General features: G+C 70.5%; 13 protein-coding genes. 4 read left to right on the top strand and 9 right to left on the bottom strand.

The window, feature by feature from the left end; genetic code table 11:
* Positions 1-163: 163 nt before the first annotated feature.
* The gene (locus tag ACWDY5_RS18650) at positions 164-922 is read left to right on the top strand and encodes a bestrophin-like domain (protein ID WP_449723424.1); all 759 of its coding nucleotides are present in this window, start codon (positions 164-166) and stop codon (positions 920-922) included.
* Positions 923-948: 26 nt separating this feature from the next.
* On the opposite strand, the gene ACWDY5_RS18645 is transcribed toward ACWDY5_RS18650, so the two are convergent.
* Positions 949-1,725 carry an SDR family oxidoreductase gene (locus ACWDY5_RS18645; RefSeq protein ID WP_449723423.1) on the bottom strand — a complete coding sequence of 259 codons (777 nt, stop codon included), beginning with the start codon at positions 1,723-1,725 and terminating at the stop codon, positions 949-951.
* A gap of 273 nt (positions 1,726-1,998) precedes the next feature.
* A complete protein-coding gene (locus ACWDY5_RS18640; protein ID WP_449723422.1) occupies positions 1,999-2,202 on the bottom strand; it encodes a hypothetical protein in 204 nt (67 codons plus the stop codon).
* A gap of 897 nt (positions 2,203-3,099) precedes the next feature.
* Here ACWDY5_RS18640 and ACWDY5_RS18635 point away from each other — a divergent pair.
* Both ACWDY5_RS18635 and ACWDY5_RS18630 read left to right on the top strand, forming a co-directional pair.
* Entirely contained in the window at positions 3,100-3,915 is an 816-nt protein-coding gene (locus tag ACWDY5_RS18635) for a sensor histidine kinase (RefSeq protein ID WP_449723421.1), read from the top strand.
* Positions 3,908-4,561, top strand: coding sequence for a response regulator (locus ACWDY5_RS18630; protein ID WP_449723420.1), 654 nt, complete (start codon positions 3,908-3,910; stop codon positions 4,559-4,561). The genes ACWDY5_RS18635 and ACWDY5_RS18630 overlap by 8 nt, the downstream gene beginning before the upstream one ends.
* Here the strand turns inward: ACWDY5_RS18630 and ACWDY5_RS18625 are convergent.
* The 4 genes from ACWDY5_RS18625 to ACWDY5_RS18610 form a co-directional block, all read right to left on the bottom strand.
* Positions 4,527-6,329: a serine hydrolase domain-containing protein gene (locus ACWDY5_RS18625; RefSeq protein ID WP_449723419.1), complete on the bottom strand. Its 1,803-nt coding sequence runs from the start codon at positions 6,327-6,329 to the stop codon at positions 4,527-4,529. The two genes, ACWDY5_RS18630 and ACWDY5_RS18625, sit on opposite strands and share 35 nt — an antisense overlap.
* A gap of 145 nt (positions 6,330-6,474) precedes the next feature.
* The gene (locus ACWDY5_RS18620; protein WP_449723418.1) at positions 6,475-9,288 is read right to left on the bottom strand and encodes a vitamin B12-dependent ribonucleotide reductase; all 2,814 of its coding nucleotides are present in this window, start codon (positions 9,286-9,288) and stop codon (positions 6,475-6,477) included.
* A gap of 188 nt (positions 9,289-9,476) precedes the next feature.
* A complete protein-coding gene (gene nrdR / locus ACWDY5_RS18615; RefSeq protein ID WP_252480814.1) occupies positions 9,477-9,965 on the bottom strand; it encodes a transcriptional regulator NrdR in 489 nt (162 codons plus the stop codon).
* A gap of 208 nt (positions 9,966-10,173) precedes the next feature.
* A complete protein-coding gene (locus ACWDY5_RS18610) occupies positions 10,174-10,680 on the bottom strand; it encodes a hypothetical protein (protein ID WP_449723417.1) in 507 nt (168 codons plus the stop codon).
* Between the two features lie 282 nt (positions 10,681-10,962).
* Between ACWDY5_RS18610 and lexA the strand changes: the two genes are divergently transcribed.
* Positions 10,963-11,625 carry a transcriptional repressor LexA gene (lexA, locus tag ACWDY5_RS18605; protein ID WP_252480884.1) on the top strand — a complete coding sequence of 221 codons (663 nt, stop codon included), beginning with the start codon at positions 10,963-10,965 and terminating at the stop codon, positions 11,623-11,625.
* A 52-nt stretch (positions 11,626-11,677) separates the two neighbouring features.
* Here lexA and ACWDY5_RS18600 read toward each other — a convergent pair whose 3' ends face one another.
* Genes ACWDY5_RS18600 through rsmH form a run of 3 tightly spaced genes read right to left on the bottom strand, consistent with a single transcriptional unit; the run spans position 11,678 to position 15,179 of the window.
* Positions 11,678-13,588, bottom strand: a complete 1,911-nt coding sequence (locus tag ACWDY5_RS18600; RefSeq protein WP_449723416.1) for a peptidoglycan D,D-transpeptidase FtsI family protein — start codon at positions 13,586-13,588, stop codon at positions 11,678-11,680.
* Positions 13,588-14,226, bottom strand: a complete 639-nt coding sequence (locus ACWDY5_RS18595; protein WP_449723415.1) for a hypothetical protein — start codon at positions 14,224-14,226, stop codon at positions 13,588-13,590. The genes ACWDY5_RS18600 and ACWDY5_RS18595 overlap by 1 nt, the downstream gene beginning before the upstream one ends.
* Positions 14,223-15,179, bottom strand: a complete 957-nt coding sequence (gene rsmH / locus ACWDY5_RS18590; RefSeq protein WP_449723481.1) for a 16S rRNA (cytosine(1402)-N(4))-methyltransferase RsmH — start codon at positions 15,177-15,179, stop codon at positions 14,223-14,225. The genes ACWDY5_RS18595 and rsmH overlap by 4 nt, the downstream gene beginning before the upstream one ends.
* Positions 15,180-15,198: the final 19 nt, after the last annotated feature.

Genomic DNA, 15,198 nt, shown 5'->3' with positions numbered 1-15,198 from the left:
CAAATGGCGCGACCACCGTATTGGAGCAACTGAATACGACAATCGGGTACTCCTCTCGGGATCGCGCTGATTCGCTCTGCATACAGTCATCGCATCGCGACCTGACCGGACTGTACTCCCCACAGTAGACCGTGATGTAATCCCGGACCAGAAAGGAGCTGAATTGAACCTCTACCTGTCGGGCTTGCTCTGGGTCGCCGGCGTCGCCGTGGTGGTCGCGGCCTTGGCCATCCTGTTCCGGAGATTCGGCTCCGACGAGGAACGACTGAGCAACAACGAGTCGGCCGGGTTGGTATTCACCATTGTCGGCGGGCTCCACGCGGTGGTCACCGCGTTCGTGCTGATCTCCCTGCTGGACACGGCCAAGGCGGTCGGGGACGACTCGACCAAGGAGGCCAACAGCATGGTCGCGGTGAACTGGGCCGCGACCTCGTTCGCGGAGCCGGTGCGCGGCCAGGTCCAGGAACTGACCAGGTCCTATATCGGGATCGTGCTCAACGAGGAGTGGCCGAAGCTCCGCGCGGAAGAGGACCTCGACGACGCGGGCTGGCAGAAGCTGGACGAACTGCGCAAGGTCATCGCGGACACCCCTGCCGAGGGCCACTGGCTGGAGAACCGCAAGACCGAGGCGGCCGCCCAGCTGTGGGAGGCCTACCAGGCACGTCAGTCCAGACTGGACGCGGCCAGCGGCGGGGTCAGCACCGTGATGTGGTTCGCGCTCATTCTTGGCGCGGTGATGTCCGCACTGTTCCCGTTTCTGTTCGGCGGCCCGAAGATAATTCCACATATCGTTATCGTGGTCGTCCTGACCGCCGCACTGACTCTGCTACTCTTCGCCATCTATCAGTTGGAAAACCCGTTCAGTGGCGGCGTCAAGGTTGATCCGGACGCATTCAGCTCCGCCCTGGATCGGTTGCGTTAACCCCTTCGGATGATCCCTGTCCGCTTTCACCGTTTTTTACCGGCCTCTTCGGCGAGGAACTCGGCGAAGGTGACCTTCCCGTGCGCGTATTCCGGCGCGAGGTGCGCACCGTTTCGATACCCGGTGAACACCTCGCCCGGGAGCCGCACCGGCAGCACCCAGCGACGCCTGCCCTGTGCCCGCAGGTACAGCCGGGCCAGGTCGGTCAGCAGGTGGGTTTCCGGACCACCCAGGTCGGGAGCCGCGCCGGCGGGTGCGCCGCTGGCGAGCTCGATCAGCCGTTCGGCGACCTCGGTGACCTCCACCGGCTGCACCGGGACCCCGGCGGGCACCGGCATCAGCGGCGACTTCGCCAGCACGCCGAGCACGCGCAGCACCAGGTCGTGGAACTGGGTGGTGCGCAGCACCGTCCACGGCAGCCCGGACTCGCGGAAGACGGCTTCGGCCGCGAACTTGCCCTGGTAGTAGGGCAACGGGATCCGATCCACGCCGACAATGGAGATGTAGACCAGGTGCGGTGCGCCCGCGCGGGTGGCGGCGCCGACGACGGTGTTGGCCAGCGCCAGGTCCCGCTTCCCGCTGACGCTGGTGGCGGTGTGCACGACCGAGTCGGCTCCGGCGAAGGCGGCGTCCAGACCCTCCCCCGTGGCGTAGTCGACGGTGTGCCATTCGACGCCGGGATCGGCGGTGGCAGGGCGGGGGCGGCGGCTGGTGAGCCGCACATGGTGTCCCTCGCGCAGCAAGCCGCGCACCACGGCGCGCCCGAGGGTGCCGCTGCCACCGGTCACCAGAACCACACTCATCGCTGGGCCTCCTGTTGTCGGGTACACCCAGTGGACGAGCCAGCCGGTTCTGCTGTGACAGTCGCGTGAGTGATCCGGCCGACAGCGCGCGTCACGCCGGGTTCCCGCAGCGGGCGCGCCGTGCCGGTGCCGAACGACTGGGAAGTCCACTGTAGACAATGTGGCGGCGTGCAGCCGTCCGCCCGCGTTCACCTCGCGCAGCACCGTGCCAAGGGCACGTCGCAGGGCTTGGCGGGAGCGTCGCTCCGAGATGCGGGCCAGCCGGGCGACCGCTCAGTTTCCGTTGTAGGCACGGGAAAACGAGTGGATCACGACGGCCCGTCGATGTGCGACGGGCCTGGGCCGACGCCCCTGGTTCTGGGCCTCGGCGAGGATCGCCGCGCTGTAGCGCATGTCGGTGAGGACGACCGCGCGCCAAGCCGTGTGGTGCGCGGTCTGGGCGCGTGCGGACGTGATGTGGGCAGCGGTGCGGGACATGGGGACTCCCAGGTGCACACCGCCAGGTCTCTCCTCTCCTGGCGGAGCTACCTGAAGCCGAGGGGGCCGGACTTCCGCATCGCGTTCATGGGGACGACGCTAATCGATGGGCGGGGCTGGTGGGGCGAGTTGTCCACAGGCTCCGGAGTGCGGCGGCGAGGTGGTTGGCCACGATCCGCACGCCTCTTGGCGAGCGCGCTTTGACCTCGGCGCGCCCGAGGTCCGCCGAGGTCCGCCGGGGTGTCCCGCGACGGACGGGCAGGTTCGTCACCGGCGGCGGTCCCGGCCATCGAATCCGGGCGGCCAACTGTCGGCACGTGAAGGATCGGACCGTGGTCCGATGTCGGCGAGCCAAACTCCGGTTACGGTCCTGAGGTGTCGGTGTCCTGGATCCCGCGCTTCGGGTCGCGAGCACTGTTGGTCGTCGACGGCCTGGTGGCGGTTGTCGTGGTGGTCGTGACCGGGCTTCGGACGAGCTCCAGCGCCATGCCGTTCGGTGGTGCGGTCACGGTCTGGGTGCTGGCCGTGGCCGTGGGCGCACCGTTGGCAGTGCGGTGGTGGCGGCCGACAGTGGTGTTCGGGCTGGTGCTCGGCGCCGCTGGAGTGGCGATCGCGGTCGGGGTCGCCGGAGAAGTTGTGGTGCTGGCGGTGGCGTACGCGCTGTATCCGGTGGCGCTGGGTTGCCCGGCTCGGCAGGGAGTCGGGGCGATGGCTGACGCCGGGTGGCGTGCGGCCACTGACTCGGCACGGCTACGGACGGCGTTGTCAGGCGTCCCGGCAGGACAGCGAGCGACGGGCTCGAGTCACGCCGCACTGCGACGGCCGACAAACGCGGAGCCGCAGCCGCAGTCACAGCCGGCGACAACGCCGACCGGCTCGGCGCGGCGAGCGGCTGTGGTGCTGGCGGTCGCACTCGGTGTGGTCACCGGGGCTGGGCTCGTCAGCGCGATCGGGCCGGTGGCCAGCGTGCCAGGAGTGGAGTCGTTCAGTCAGACGCCGGTGAGCGCGTCGCTCTACTCCTGGGTGGTGCTGGGCGCTAGTTGGGCGCTGGCGCGAGCGGTTCGGGTCCGACGGGATCACGCCGCGCAGGTCGCGGAGCTGGTGGCGCGGCGGGCGGTGGTGGCCGAGCGGTTGCGGATCGCCAGGGACATCCACGACGTGGTGGGGCACAACCTGAGCCTGATCGCGTTGCGGGCCGCGGTCGCGAACCACCTCGCGGACGACGGGCGGACCGCGCTCACCGAGATCGAGGCGATCAGTCGCCGGGCGCTGGCCGACGTGCGTTCGGTGCTGGGTGCGGTGCGCGATCCGGATGACCCGGAGCCGGGTGCGGCGACGCTGGACCAGCTGATCGCGGACAGCAGGGCGGCCGGGCTGGAGGTCGAGTTCTCGGCGGTCAACCTGACCGTGGCGCCCGAGGCGGTGCGGGTTTCGGCCTACCGGATCGTGCAGGAGGCGCTGACCAACGTGGTGCGGCACGCTCGGACCAAGCGGTGCCGGGTGCGGCTGGCCGTGGAGAAGGAGGTTGTGCTGGTCGAGATCACGGACGACGGTCCGGCTCGGGGGCCGATGGGGCCGCCGGGGCAGGGGCTGGTCGGCATGCGAGAACGGGCCGCGCTGCATCAGGGCAGCGTGGCGGCTGGTCCGCGGCCCGAGGGCGGGTTCGCGGTGCGGGCCCGGTTGCCACTGCGTCCGGGAGACGGTGATGAGTGAGCCGATCCGGGTGCTGCTGGTCGACGACGAGCCGATGCTGCGCGACACCCTGGGACAACTGCTCGCCTCCGCGCCGGATCTGGATGTGGTGGGGGCGGCGGAGAACGGGCAGGTCGCGATCGACCTGCTCGACGAACGCGGCGCCGACCTGGTGCTGATGGATGTCCGGATGCCGGTGCTGGACGGGATCGAGGCGACCGCGCGGATCACCGCCCGGCCCGATGCGCCCCGGGTGCTGGTGCTGACCACCTTCAACCTCGACGACTACGTGTTCCGGGCGTTGCACGCCGGCGCGAGCGGGTTCCTGCTCAAGGACACCGCGCCGCGGGACCTGCTGGCCGGGATCCGAGTGGTCGCGGCCGGGGACGCGCTGCTGGCGCCGAGCATCACCCGCAAGCTCATCGCCGAGTACACCAGCGGCGCGACCCGGCGGCGGCCGCTGCGGCGGCTCACCGGGGTGACCGACCGCGAGCGCGAGGTGCTGGAGCTGATCACGCAGGGCCTGTCCAACACCGAGATCCAGGAGAAGCTGTTCCTCAGCCGGGGCACGGTGAAGACCCACATCGGGCGGCTGCTGACCAAGCTCGGCGCACGGGACCGGGCCCAGTTGGTCATCGCGGGGTACGAGGCCGGGCTAGCGCCGTGACCCTGGCCAGCACGACCAGCAGGCAGCCGAGGGTGGCCGTGGCCAGGAACAGCATGAACGTGGGGTACAGGTAGGCGACCTGGAGCCAGGCCACGTCACGACCGCGGAAGAGCACGCCGACGATCCGGTGGACGGTCAGCAGCAGCGCCAGCGGTAGCAGGTACGGGAGCAGGCGGAGGGCGATGCGTGCGCCGGTGGCGCGGGCCGAAGCTTGGCGGCGAGCGGTCGGCGGGCTGGTGTCGGCCGACGCCTCGCGGTGACCGGTGGGCGGGCCGATGTGGGCCAGTGTTCCGCGGCGAGCAGGCGGCGGGCTGGCATCGGCCGGTGCCTCACGGTGCGCGGTGAGCGGATTGCTGACGGCCGATGCCTCCGGGTGCGAAAGAGGCGGATTGCTGACGGCCGATGCCTCGGGGTGCGAAAGGGGTGGATTGCTGACGGCCAGGGCCTCGCGATGAGCGGTGGATGGATTGCTGTCGGCCGAAATCTGCCCGTTGGCGGTGGTGAGTTCGTTGGTGCTTCCGTGGGTCTGGGGACGTCGGCGGGTGGGGCGGGGAGTGGTTCGTGCTTGGGTCCAGCGGCGGGCTCGGCGGAGGCCTTGGATGGTGAGCAGGGTGGTTGCGAGGGTGAGGGCGAGCAGGATCGCGTCGGTGAGCAGCAGCGGGGTTGCCGGGGCGGGGATGGGGCGGTTTTCCAGCAGGGCGATGAGGCGGCGGGCCAGGGCTGGGGCGTCGGCGTGGGTCATGCCGGTGTTGGCCAGGACCGCGATGCCGTGGCCGGTGCTGGGGAGCAGGGCCTGGTAGGCGGTGGCGGTGAACAGGTCGCCGCTGTGCGCGATGAGCGGGGCACCGGAGTCAGTGCGGCCCAGCGACCAGCCCAGGGCGTAGTCGCCGGAGGCCGGGGACGGGGTGTGGGTGGCGGTGAGGGTGGCTGGGGTGGCGATCTGGGCGCCGGTGGGGCCGCGGCCGTTGTTGTTCTGGGCGATCAGCCAGGAAGACAGGTCTTGGGCGGTGCTGAGCATGCCGCCGGAGCCGTTGCCGAAGGCAGGGGGTTCGGGCAGGGCGATGGGCAGACCGAGGACCAGCAGGTGGCCGGAGGGGCTGGGCAGGTCCTTGGCGGTGTTGAGGGTGCGGCTGGTGGTCATGCCTAGTGGGATCAGGATGTGCTGGCGCAGGTAGCTGTCGAAGTCCTGGCCGCTGACCACCTCGACCAGGCGGGCGGCGACCTGGAAGTTCGGGTTGTGGTACTCCCAGTGGGTGCCGGGATCGGCGGCCAGGCGGGCTGAGCGCATCGAGGCCACGGACTCGGCCAGGGTGTTCGGCTGGGGGCGGGTGAAGGACGGGAAGGTGCGGTCGGACAGGCCGGAGGTCTGGTCGAGCAGCTGGCGCACGGTGATCGACTCGACCCTGGGGTCGGCCATGGTGAACTCGGGCAGGTAGGCGCGCACCGGGCGGTCCAGGTTCACCCGGCCCGTCTCGGCCAGCTGGGCCACGGCGAGGGCGGTGAAGGACTTGCTCACCGAGGCCACCGGCATCGGGGTGTGCGCGGTGACCGGCTCACCGGTCGCGGTGTGGCCGTAGCCGGCCGCGTGCAGGACCCGGTCGCGGTGGGTGATCGTCACCGCGGCGCCGGGCAGGCCGGTCGCGGCGAGGTAGTCGCGGACAACGGTGTCGATCCGGGCGGGATCGGCGGCGGCGGACGCGGCTGGGGTCGGCAGCAGGGCGCCGATCAGGGTGGCCGTGGTGGCCAGGAGGAGGAGTCGGGCGGTCACGGGTGGAGTGTCCGCGGTGGCGGGGGTTGGGCGCATCGGACCGGGATCCGATGTTGTCGGCGAGTGGGCCGGGAGCGGGGCTGGACAGAGCACTGGGGGGAGCCGACGTCGGTCGGCTCCCCCCAGTGGTCAGTCGGCTATCGGGTCAGCTGCACCCGGAGGTGGAGCCGCAGCCCTCGCACACGTAGCAGGAGCCCGCGCGGCGCATCTTCGTGCCGCAGGTGAAGCACAGCGGCGCGTCCGCGGCCATGCCCAGCTGCAGCTCGATCAGCTCGGTCGAGCTGCCCACCGTGACGTCCGCGGGCTTGGCCGCGACCTCGCCCTTGCCGCCTGCGGGCTTCGGCTTGGCCTCGACCGTGGTCTGCAGCGCGGTCAGGTCGACCTCGCCACCGCCGTACTCGGCCTCCACCTGCGCCGAGCGCTCGTCCGCGGTGAAGATGCCCAGCTCGGCGCGCTTGGCGGGCGGGAGGTGGTCCAGGGCCAGGCGGCGGAACAGGTAGTCCAGCACGCTGGTGGCGATGCGGACGTCCGGGTCGTCGGTCATGCCGGCCGGCTCGAAGCGCTGGTTCATGAACTTCGAGACGTAGAACTCCAGCGGGATGCCGTACTGCAGGCCCACCGAGATCGACATCGAGAAGGCGTCCATCACGCCGGCCAGGGTCGAGCCCTGCTTGCCCAGCTTGACGAAGATCTCGCCGAGGCCGTCGTCGGGGAAGGAGCCCGCGGTCAGGTAGCCCTCGGCGCCGCCGACGGTGAACGACACGGTCTGGCTGGGGCGCTTCTTCGGCAGGCGCTTGCGGACCGGGCGGTACTCGATCACCGTCTCCGGCTGCTTGTCAGCGGCCTTGCTCGCGCTCTTGCCCGCCGACAGCGGCTGGCCGACCTTGCAGTTGTCCCGGTAGATCGCCAGCGCCTTGAGGCCGAGCTTCCAGCCCTCGTAGTAGATCTTCTCGACCTCCTCCACGGTGGCCGTCTCCGGCATGTTCACCGTCTTGGAGATGGCGCCGGAGATGAACGGCTGCACCGCGGCCATCATCCGGACGTGGCCCATCGCGGCGATGGAGCGCTCGCCCATCGCGCAGTCGAAGACCTCGTAGTGCTCCAGCCGCAGGCCGGGCGCGTCCACCACGTGGCCGTGCTCGCTGATGTACTCCACGATCGCCTCGACCTGCTCGGGCTGGTAGCCCAGCGCGGTCAGCGCGCGCGGCACGGTCTGGTTGACGATCTGCATGGAGCCGCCGCCGACCAGCTTCTTGAACTTGACCAGCGCCAGGTCCGGCTCGATGCCGGTGGTGTCGCAGTCCATCATCAGGCCGATGGTGCCGGTGGGCGCGAGCACGCTGGCCTGCGCGTTGCGCCAGCCGTTGCGGTTGCCCACCTCGAGGCAGTCCTGCCAGGCGATGGTGGCCAGCTTGTGCACGGCCTTGTCATTGCGGTGCATGGTGCGGACCAGGTCGTTGGCCGCGGCGTGCTTGCGCATCACCCGCTGGTGCCCGTCGGCGTTGCGGGCGTAGCCCTCGTAGGCCCCGACCACGCCGGCCAGCTCGGCGGAGCGCTTGTACGCGGTGCCGGTCATCAGCGAGGTGATCGCGGCGGCCAGCGCGCGGCCGCCGTCGGAGTCGTAGGCGTGGCCGGTGGCCATCAGCAGCGCGCCCAGGTTGGCGTAGCCGATGCCCAGCTGGCGGAACTTGCGGGTGGTCTCGCCGATCGGCTCGGTCGGGAAGTCGGCGAAGCAGATGGAGATGTCCATCGCGGTGATGACGAACTCCACCGCCTTGGCGAAGCGCTCACCGGCGAAGGTGCCGTCATCGTTGAGGAACTTCATCAGGTTCAGCGAGGCCAGGTTGCAGCTGGAGTTGTCCAGGTGCATGTACTCCGAGCACGGGTTGGACGCGCTGATCCGGCCCGACTCCGGGCAGGTGTGCCAGTCGTTGATGGTGCCGTCGTACTGGATGCCGGGGTCGGCGCACTCCCACGCGGCCTGGGCCAGCTTGTGGAAGATCTCCTTGGCGTCCCTGGAGTCGATCGCCTCGCCGGTGGTGCGGGAGCGCAGGTGGTAGCTGCCACCGCTCTCCACCGCACGCATGAACTCATCCGAGACCCGGATCGAGTTGTTCGCGTTCTGGTACTGGACGCTGGTGATGTCCTTGCCACCGAGGTCCATGTCGAAGCCGCCGTCCCGGAGGATGCGGATCTTCTCCTCCTCGCGGGCCTTGGTCTCGATGAACTCCTCCACGTCCGGGTGGTCGACGTCGAGGATGACCATCTTCGCCGCGCGCCGGGTGGCCCCGCCGGACTTGATGGTGCCCGCGGAGGCGTCCGCGCCGCGCATGAACGAGACCGGGCCGGAGGCGCTGCCGCCGGAGGAGAGCAGCTCACGGGAGGAGCGGATGCGGGAGAGGTTGACCCCGGCGCCGGAGCCGCCCTTGAAGATCAGACCCTCTTCCTTGTACCAGTTGAGGATCGACTCCATGGTGTCGTCGACGGCGAGGATGAAGCAGGCGGAGACCTGCTGCGGGGAGGCGGTGCCGACGTTGAACCAGACCGGGGAGTTGAAGCTGAACACCTGGTGCAGCAGCATCCAGGTCAGCTCGTGCTCGAAGATCTCCGCGTCCTGCTGGGTGGCGAAGTAGCCGTTGTCCACCCCGGCCTTGGTGTAGGTCAGCACCACGCGGTCGATGAGCTGGCGCAGGCTGTTCTCGCGCTGCTCGGTGCCGACCGCGCCGCGGAAGTACTTGCTGGTCACGATGTTGACCGCGTTCACCGACCAGAAGTCGGGGAACTCGGCGCCACGCTGCTCGAAGTTCACCGTGCCGTCGCGCCAGTTGGTCATCACGACGTCGCGGTGCTCCCAGGTGACCTCGTCGTACGGGTGCACACCGGGGGTGGTGTAGACGCGCTCCATGCGTAGGCCAGTGGCCTGTTCCCCGGCGGCCGGGGTCCCGACGGTCTCCGTCATGACCTTCTGCTCTCCCTCGCTCGCTGCTGCGTGCCCGGCCCCGTCCGGTGTCCCCGTCCGATTCGGTCCGGCAAGACTCTTGGTGTTCTTCCCCGCCGCGCTCTTCCCCGCCGCGCCGCCCTTGCCCGTCCCACCACGGGTCTTGGCCGCACCGGCCTTGGGTCGCCTGCGGGGGCTCTCCTGGCTGGTCATTCGCTCTTCGCCGCTTCCTGCTCGTCCGCCGCTTCCGGCTGCTTGGCCTCGCGGAGGTCGAGGATCTCCTTCTCGAAGTCCTCCACCGAGGAGAAGGACCGGTAGACGCTGGCGAAGCGCAGGTAGGCGACCTCGTCCAAGTCGCGCAGCGGGCCGAGGATGGCCAGCCCCACCTCGTGGCTGGGCACCTCCGCGACGCCGGTGGCGCGGATCGCCTCCTCCACCTGCTGCGCCAGCAACTGCAGCTTGTCCTCATCGACCGGACGGCCCTGGCAGGCGCGGCTGACCCCGCGCGCCACCTTCTCCCTGCTGAAGGGTTCGGTGACACCGGAGCGCTTCACCACGGCCAGCACGGCCTCCTCGACCGTGGTGAACCGGCGGCTGCACTGCGGGCAGGACCGGCGACGGCGGATGACCTGACCCTCGTCGACCTCGCGGGAGTCCACCACCCGGGAGTCGGAGTGCCGACAGAATGGACACCGCACGGTCCTCGCCCCTTCCCCGCACCAGCCCGCCGCGACCCAATCAGTGGGACAACCACAGCGGTGTAACTACTAGATGTAGGGGTAGAACCTAGGCCGAGCGGGTGACGGAAGCAAGTTGACAGGCGCATGCCACCACGTGTTCCGCGGACGTGCGAGCGGGATCACGCCAACAGGTGACAGCCAACCTAGCCGAGGGCGCTCCGGCGGCTCAGGGGCGGGCCGGGTCCGCGTCGAGGTCGGGCACCCACAGCGGCTGGCCGGCGTGCGGGCCGTTGGACAGCGAGGCGTTGAGCTCGTGGATGCGCGCGATGACCTCGGCGGGCGCGCGGCCGGGCGCGACCCGGCGGGCCAGGTCGGTCAGGGTCTCCCCGGCGCCGAGCTGGGTGAGCATGGTCTTGGCGGGCAGCGGCTCGGACTCCCCGCCCATCCGGATCTCGGCGAGCAGGCCGAGACCGAGCACGGCCAGCGCGGTGACCAGGGCGACCAGCACCAGGTCCACCCAGGTGGCGCGGCGGCGGGCCGGTCCGCAGGTGGCGATGACCCGGCCGGTGGCGTCCTCGGCGAACTGCTCGCCGTCCGGACGGCCCTGCGGGCGGGCCCCGTCCCCGGCGCGGCGCACCCGCAGACTGCGCCGCTGCCAGGCCACGTGGGCAGGCACGTGGCCCGACCCGGCCTGCTGCTGGTCCGCGGTTTCGGTGTGTGCGAGCGCCGACATGACGTCTCCATCCAACGCGAGCGGTCCCTGGCCCGGACCCCGATCGAACGGGTGTTCGATCGAACGTCCGTGCGAATGTCTACCACCACCGCGGACCGATTTGAAGCATTTCCGGCGTGTCGTTCGAACACGCGTTTGATCTCGACACGCTGTGCGACTACCGTTCGAACCTGAGTTCACCTGGGACTGGAGGGCAACCCCGTGGCACGCGAGACGACCAAGGAGCCTGTTCTTACCGGCGCCGAGCCCGCCACGGCGGGCGAGGCGGCGCGGCGCGCGGAAGTGCACGTGCTACCGGAACCGGTGTCCGAAGGCGTCGAGCTAGTCGGCCTGACCCCGAGGCAGAGCAAGGTGCTCGAGGTCATCAAGGACTGGCTGGAGCGCTACGGCTACCCGCCCAGCATCCGGGAGATCGGCGAGGCGGTCGGCCTGAACTCCACCTCCTCGGTGGCCCACCAGCTGCGCGCGCTGGAGCGCAAGGGCTACCTGCGACGCGACGCCAACCGCCCGCGCGCCTACGGGGTGCGCACGCCGGAGGGCGAGGAGGAGCCGGAGCGCTTCGACCGCCCGAGCCCGACCTACGTGCCGGTCGTCGGCCGCATCGCCGCCGGTGGCCCGATCCTGGCGGAGGAGTCGGTGGAGGAGGTCTTCCCGCTGCCGAAGGAGCTGGTCGGCGAGGGTTCGCTGTTCCTGCTCAAGGTGGTCGGCGACTCGATGGTGGACGCGGCCATCACCGACGGCGACTGGGTCGCGGTGCGCCAGCAGCCCGACGCTGACAACGGTGACGTGGTGGCCGCGATGATCGACGGCGAGGCCACGGTGAAAACCTTCAAGCGCCGGGACGGGCACGTCTGGCTGATGCCGCACAACCCGGCCTACGAGCCGATCCTGGGCGACGAGGCGAAGATCCTGGGCAAGGTGGTCGCGGTCCTGCGCCGCCTCTGACCACCCGGACAGCTGTGCCTGAACCCCCGTCCCCGCTCCTGGGGGCGGGGGTTCAGCGCACGATCAGGTTCTGGATCGGGCTGGGCTCGGGCGAGACCGGGATGCGGTAGCGCTGCACCAGGTACGAGGCGATCTCGTGGAACAGCGGGGCCGCCGACTTGCCGTCCGGCCCGCTCTCGGTGGGCGCGTCCAGCATCAGCCCGACCACGAAGCGCGGGTTGTCCGCCGGCACCATGCCGGCGAAGGTGATCCAGTGCTTGGTCTGGCTGTACCGGCCGTTCTCCACCTGCTGCGCGGTGCCGGTCTTGCCGGAGATCTGGTACCCCTCCAGCGCGGCCGCCGGGCCGGTGCCCCGCAGGTCCGGCTTGCCCGGCACCTGCTGCACCACCGCGCGCATCATGTCGCGCACCGTCTTGGCCGTCTCCGCCGAGACCACCCGCACGCCGTCCGGGCGCTTCTCCTCCCGGCGCTGCTTGTCCGGGCCGATCTCCGCGCGCACGATCCGCGGCGGGATGCGCACCCCGTCGTTGGCGATGGCCTGGTACATGCCGGCCATCTGCAGCACGGTCATGTTCAGGCCCTGGCCGATCGGCAGGTTGCCGAAGGTGGACTGCGACCACTGCGAGCGCGGCGGCACCGTGCCGGCCGACTCGCCGGGCAGGCCGATGCCGGTCTTCTTGCCGAGGCCGAACTTGGCCAGCATGTCGGCGTAGCGGTCCTCGCCGATCTCCTTGGCGGTGAGCAGGGTGCCCACGTTGGAGGACTTGGCCAGCACCCCGGTGAAGGTCATCTTCTCCAGGCCGTGGTCCCAGGCGTCGGAGACGGTGTAGCCGGGGTAGTTGAGGCTGCCCGGCACGTTGAGCACGGTGGTCGGGGTGACCAGCCCGTACTCGATGCCGGCCGCGGCGGTGACGATCTTGTTCACTGAACCGGGCTCGAACGGCGAGGTCACCGCGAACGGGTTCATCTGTTCCTTGGTCGCGCTGGTGAAGTTCTTCAGGTCGTAGGGCTTGTCATCGGCCAGCGCGTAGACCTCGGCGGTCTTGACGTCCATGACCACGGCCGTGCCGTTGCGCGCGCCTGCCCGGCGGACGTAGTCGGTGAGCAGCTGCTGCACCCGGTACTGCAGGTCCGCGTCCACGGTCAGCTCCAGGTCGGAGCCGGGGGTCGGCGGGATCTGCTCGCGCTCGCTGCCCGGGATGACCGCGTCCTCGTTGTTGGCCACGGTGTCCACGATCCGCTTGCCGTTCTTGCCGGTCAGCAGCTGGTTCCGGTAGGACTCTAGGCCTTCCAGGCCGGCCAGGCGGCCCGGCTTGTCCTCCATCCGCCAGTTCGCGTAGCCGATGACGTCGGCGGCCAGCGTGCCGCCGGGGTACTGCCGCTCCTCGCGGGACTCGGCGCCGATCTCCGGGAAGGCCTTGGTGATCTCCCTGGCCTTGCCCGGCTCGACACTGGGCACCAGCACCACGTACTTGACTTCCCTGCGCAGCTTGTCCAGGAGGTCCTTCTCGTCGACCTGGTCGCCGAGCACCTGCTTCATCTTGGCCGCGATGAGGCGCTTGCGCTCCTCGCCGTTGGGCACGGGGTCCTTGGTGCCCTTGGCCTTGCCCTCCTCGGCGAACTTGTCCCACTCCTGGGTGATCCGCTGCGGCAGCGCGTACAGCGCGCGGACCTGGCTGGAGAAGGCGAGCAGCGCGCTGTTGCGGTCGGTGATCGAGCCGCGCGGGCCGGGCAGCTCCTGCGGGGTGCTGCGCTGGCGGGAGGAGGCGGCGGAGAACTCGGCCGCGTTCACGATCTGCACCTCGACCAGCTTGACCCCGGCCGCCACCAGCGCGATGACCAGCATGAGCCTGCCGACCACGGTCCTGGTGCGGTGGTTGCCCATGCCGCCGGGCGGGCGGCTGGACCTGGCGCCGCGGACGGACCGCGACCGGACCGGGCGGCTCGTGCGCGAACGCTGCATCAGCCCGTTCCTCCTGGCTGCCCGCCCTGCTCCGCGCCGGGCTGGTTGTCCACTGGCGGCTCGCCGCCCTGGTGCTGACCACCCTGCGCGCCGTCGGCGGGCTGGCCCTGCGGGTTCTGCTCCGGCGGCGGGCTCTGCGCCGGGGAGTTCGGCTGCTGCCGGGACTGGGGCTTGACCGCCTTCGGCTCGCCGACCACGCCCCAACTGCCATCCGGCTTCTGCACCAGCATCGCCGGGTCGATCGCGGGCACCAGGCCCATCTCGCGCGCCTTGCGGTCCAGCTCGGCCGGGGACTCCTTGGTCGCCACCTCGCGGCGCAGCAGCTCGACCAGCTCGGCCTGGGCGCGGGCGTCCTTCTTGATCTGCTCCAGCTTCACCGAGTCGGCGGCCGCGGCCGTGGTCAGCCACAGCGAGGTGACCAGGCCGATGCCCAGCAGGGACATCACCATGAGCACGAACGGCGCGCGGAAGCCGGTGGCGGCCGCGCGTTCCTGCACCGGGCGCAGCCAGCGGTCCTTGCGCTGCTCGCGGCGGGCGTAGGCGCGCTCGGCCGCGGAGGAGCGACCGCGATCGCCAGGGTTGACCGGAGTCTGGTGCTCCGGGAGTTCGGGCGGGGTCTGCCGTGCTGGTGCGGTCATGTCGCCTCCCTGATCCGCTCCGCGGCACGCAGCCGCACCGAGGCGGCCCTCGGGTTGACCGCCACCTCCTGCTCACTGGCCTGTTCGGAGCCGCGGGTGAGCAGCCGCAGCTCGGGTCCGTGGCCGGGCAGCTCCACCGGCAGGCCCTGCGGGGTGGTCGAGGTGGCGCGTTCGACCAGCACCCGCTTGACGATCTTGTCTTCCAGCGACTGGAAGGACATCACCGCGATCCGGCCGCCGAGCACCAGCGCGTCGACCGCGGCCGGGATGGCCCGGCGCAGCACGTCCAGCTCGGCGTTGACCTCGATGCGCAGCGCCTGGAAGGTCCGCTTGGCCGGGTGGCCGCCGGTGCGCCGGGTGGCCGCCGGGACCGTCGCGTACAGCAGGTCCACCAGGCGGCCACTCGTGGTGAACGGCTCCTTCTCCCGTTCGCGCACGATGGCCGAGGCGATCTTGCCCGCGAACCGCTCCTCGCCGTAGTCGCGCAGGATCCGGGCCAGGTCACCGTGGCCGTAGGTGTTGAGGATGTCCGCCGCGGTGATCGGGCCGCTCGGGTCCATCCGCATGTCCAGCGGCGAGTCCTTGGAGTAGGCGAAGCCGCGCTCCACCGCGTCCAGCTGCAGCGAGGACACGCCGCAGTCGAAGAGCACTCCGTGCACTCGCGGTATACCGAGGTCGAGCAGCACCTCGGGCAGCTCGTCGTACACCGCGTGCACAAGATGAGTACGCGCGTTGTATGCAGCCAGTCTTTCGCCGGCGAGCTTGAGCGCCTGGGTGTCCCGGTCCAGGCCGATCAGCGTCAGCCGGGGGTGCGCGGCGAGCAGTGCCTCCGAATGCCCGCCGAGGCCGAGGGTGGCGTCGACGGCCACGGCTCCCGGTTCGCTCAGCGCGGGCGCGAGCAGCTCAAGCGTGCGGTCCAACAGCACCGACACGTGTTGCGGCTGCCCGGTCATGGCGGTCACTACCTCTCTT

It is taken from the genome of Crossiella sp. NPDC003009 (genome assembly GCF_053591555.1).
Note: the sequence above shows the minus strand (reverse complement) of the source record. Positions and strands in the feature narration are given on the sequence as shown.

Excerpts from the sequence above, each read along its gene's own strand:
- ACWDY5_RS18645 (WP_449723423.1), bottom strand. The coding sequence starts at position 1,725 with ATGAGTGTGGTTCTGGTGACCGGTGGCAGCGGCACCCTCGGGCGCGCC.
- ACWDY5_RS18640 (WP_449723422.1), bottom strand. The coding sequence starts at position 2,202 with ATGTCCCGCACCGCTGCCCACATCACGTCCGCACGCGCCCAGACCGCG.
- ACWDY5_RS18630 (WP_449723420.1), top strand. The coding sequence starts at position 3,908 with ATGAGTGAGCCGATCCGGGTGCTGCTGGTCGACGACGAGCCGATGCTG.
- ACWDY5_RS18620 (WP_449723418.1), bottom strand. The coding sequence starts at position 9,288 with ATGACGGAGACCGTCGGGACCCCGGCCGCCGGGGAACAGGCCACTGGC.
- ACWDY5_RS18610 (WP_449723417.1), bottom strand. The coding sequence starts at position 10,680 with ATGTCGGCGCTCGCACACACCGAAACCGCGGACCAGCAGCAGGCCGGG.
- ACWDY5_RS18600 (WP_449723416.1), bottom strand. The coding sequence starts at position 13,588 with ATGCAGCGTTCGCGCACGAGCCGCCCGGTCCGGTCGCGGTCCGTCCGC.
- ACWDY5_RS18595 (WP_449723415.1), bottom strand. The coding sequence starts at position 14,226 with ATGACCGCACCAGCACGGCAGACCCCGCCCGAACTCCCGGAGCACCAG.
- rsmH (WP_449723481.1), bottom strand. The coding sequence starts at position 15,179 with ATGACCGGGCAGCCGCAACACGTGTCGGTGCTGTTGGACCGCACGCTT.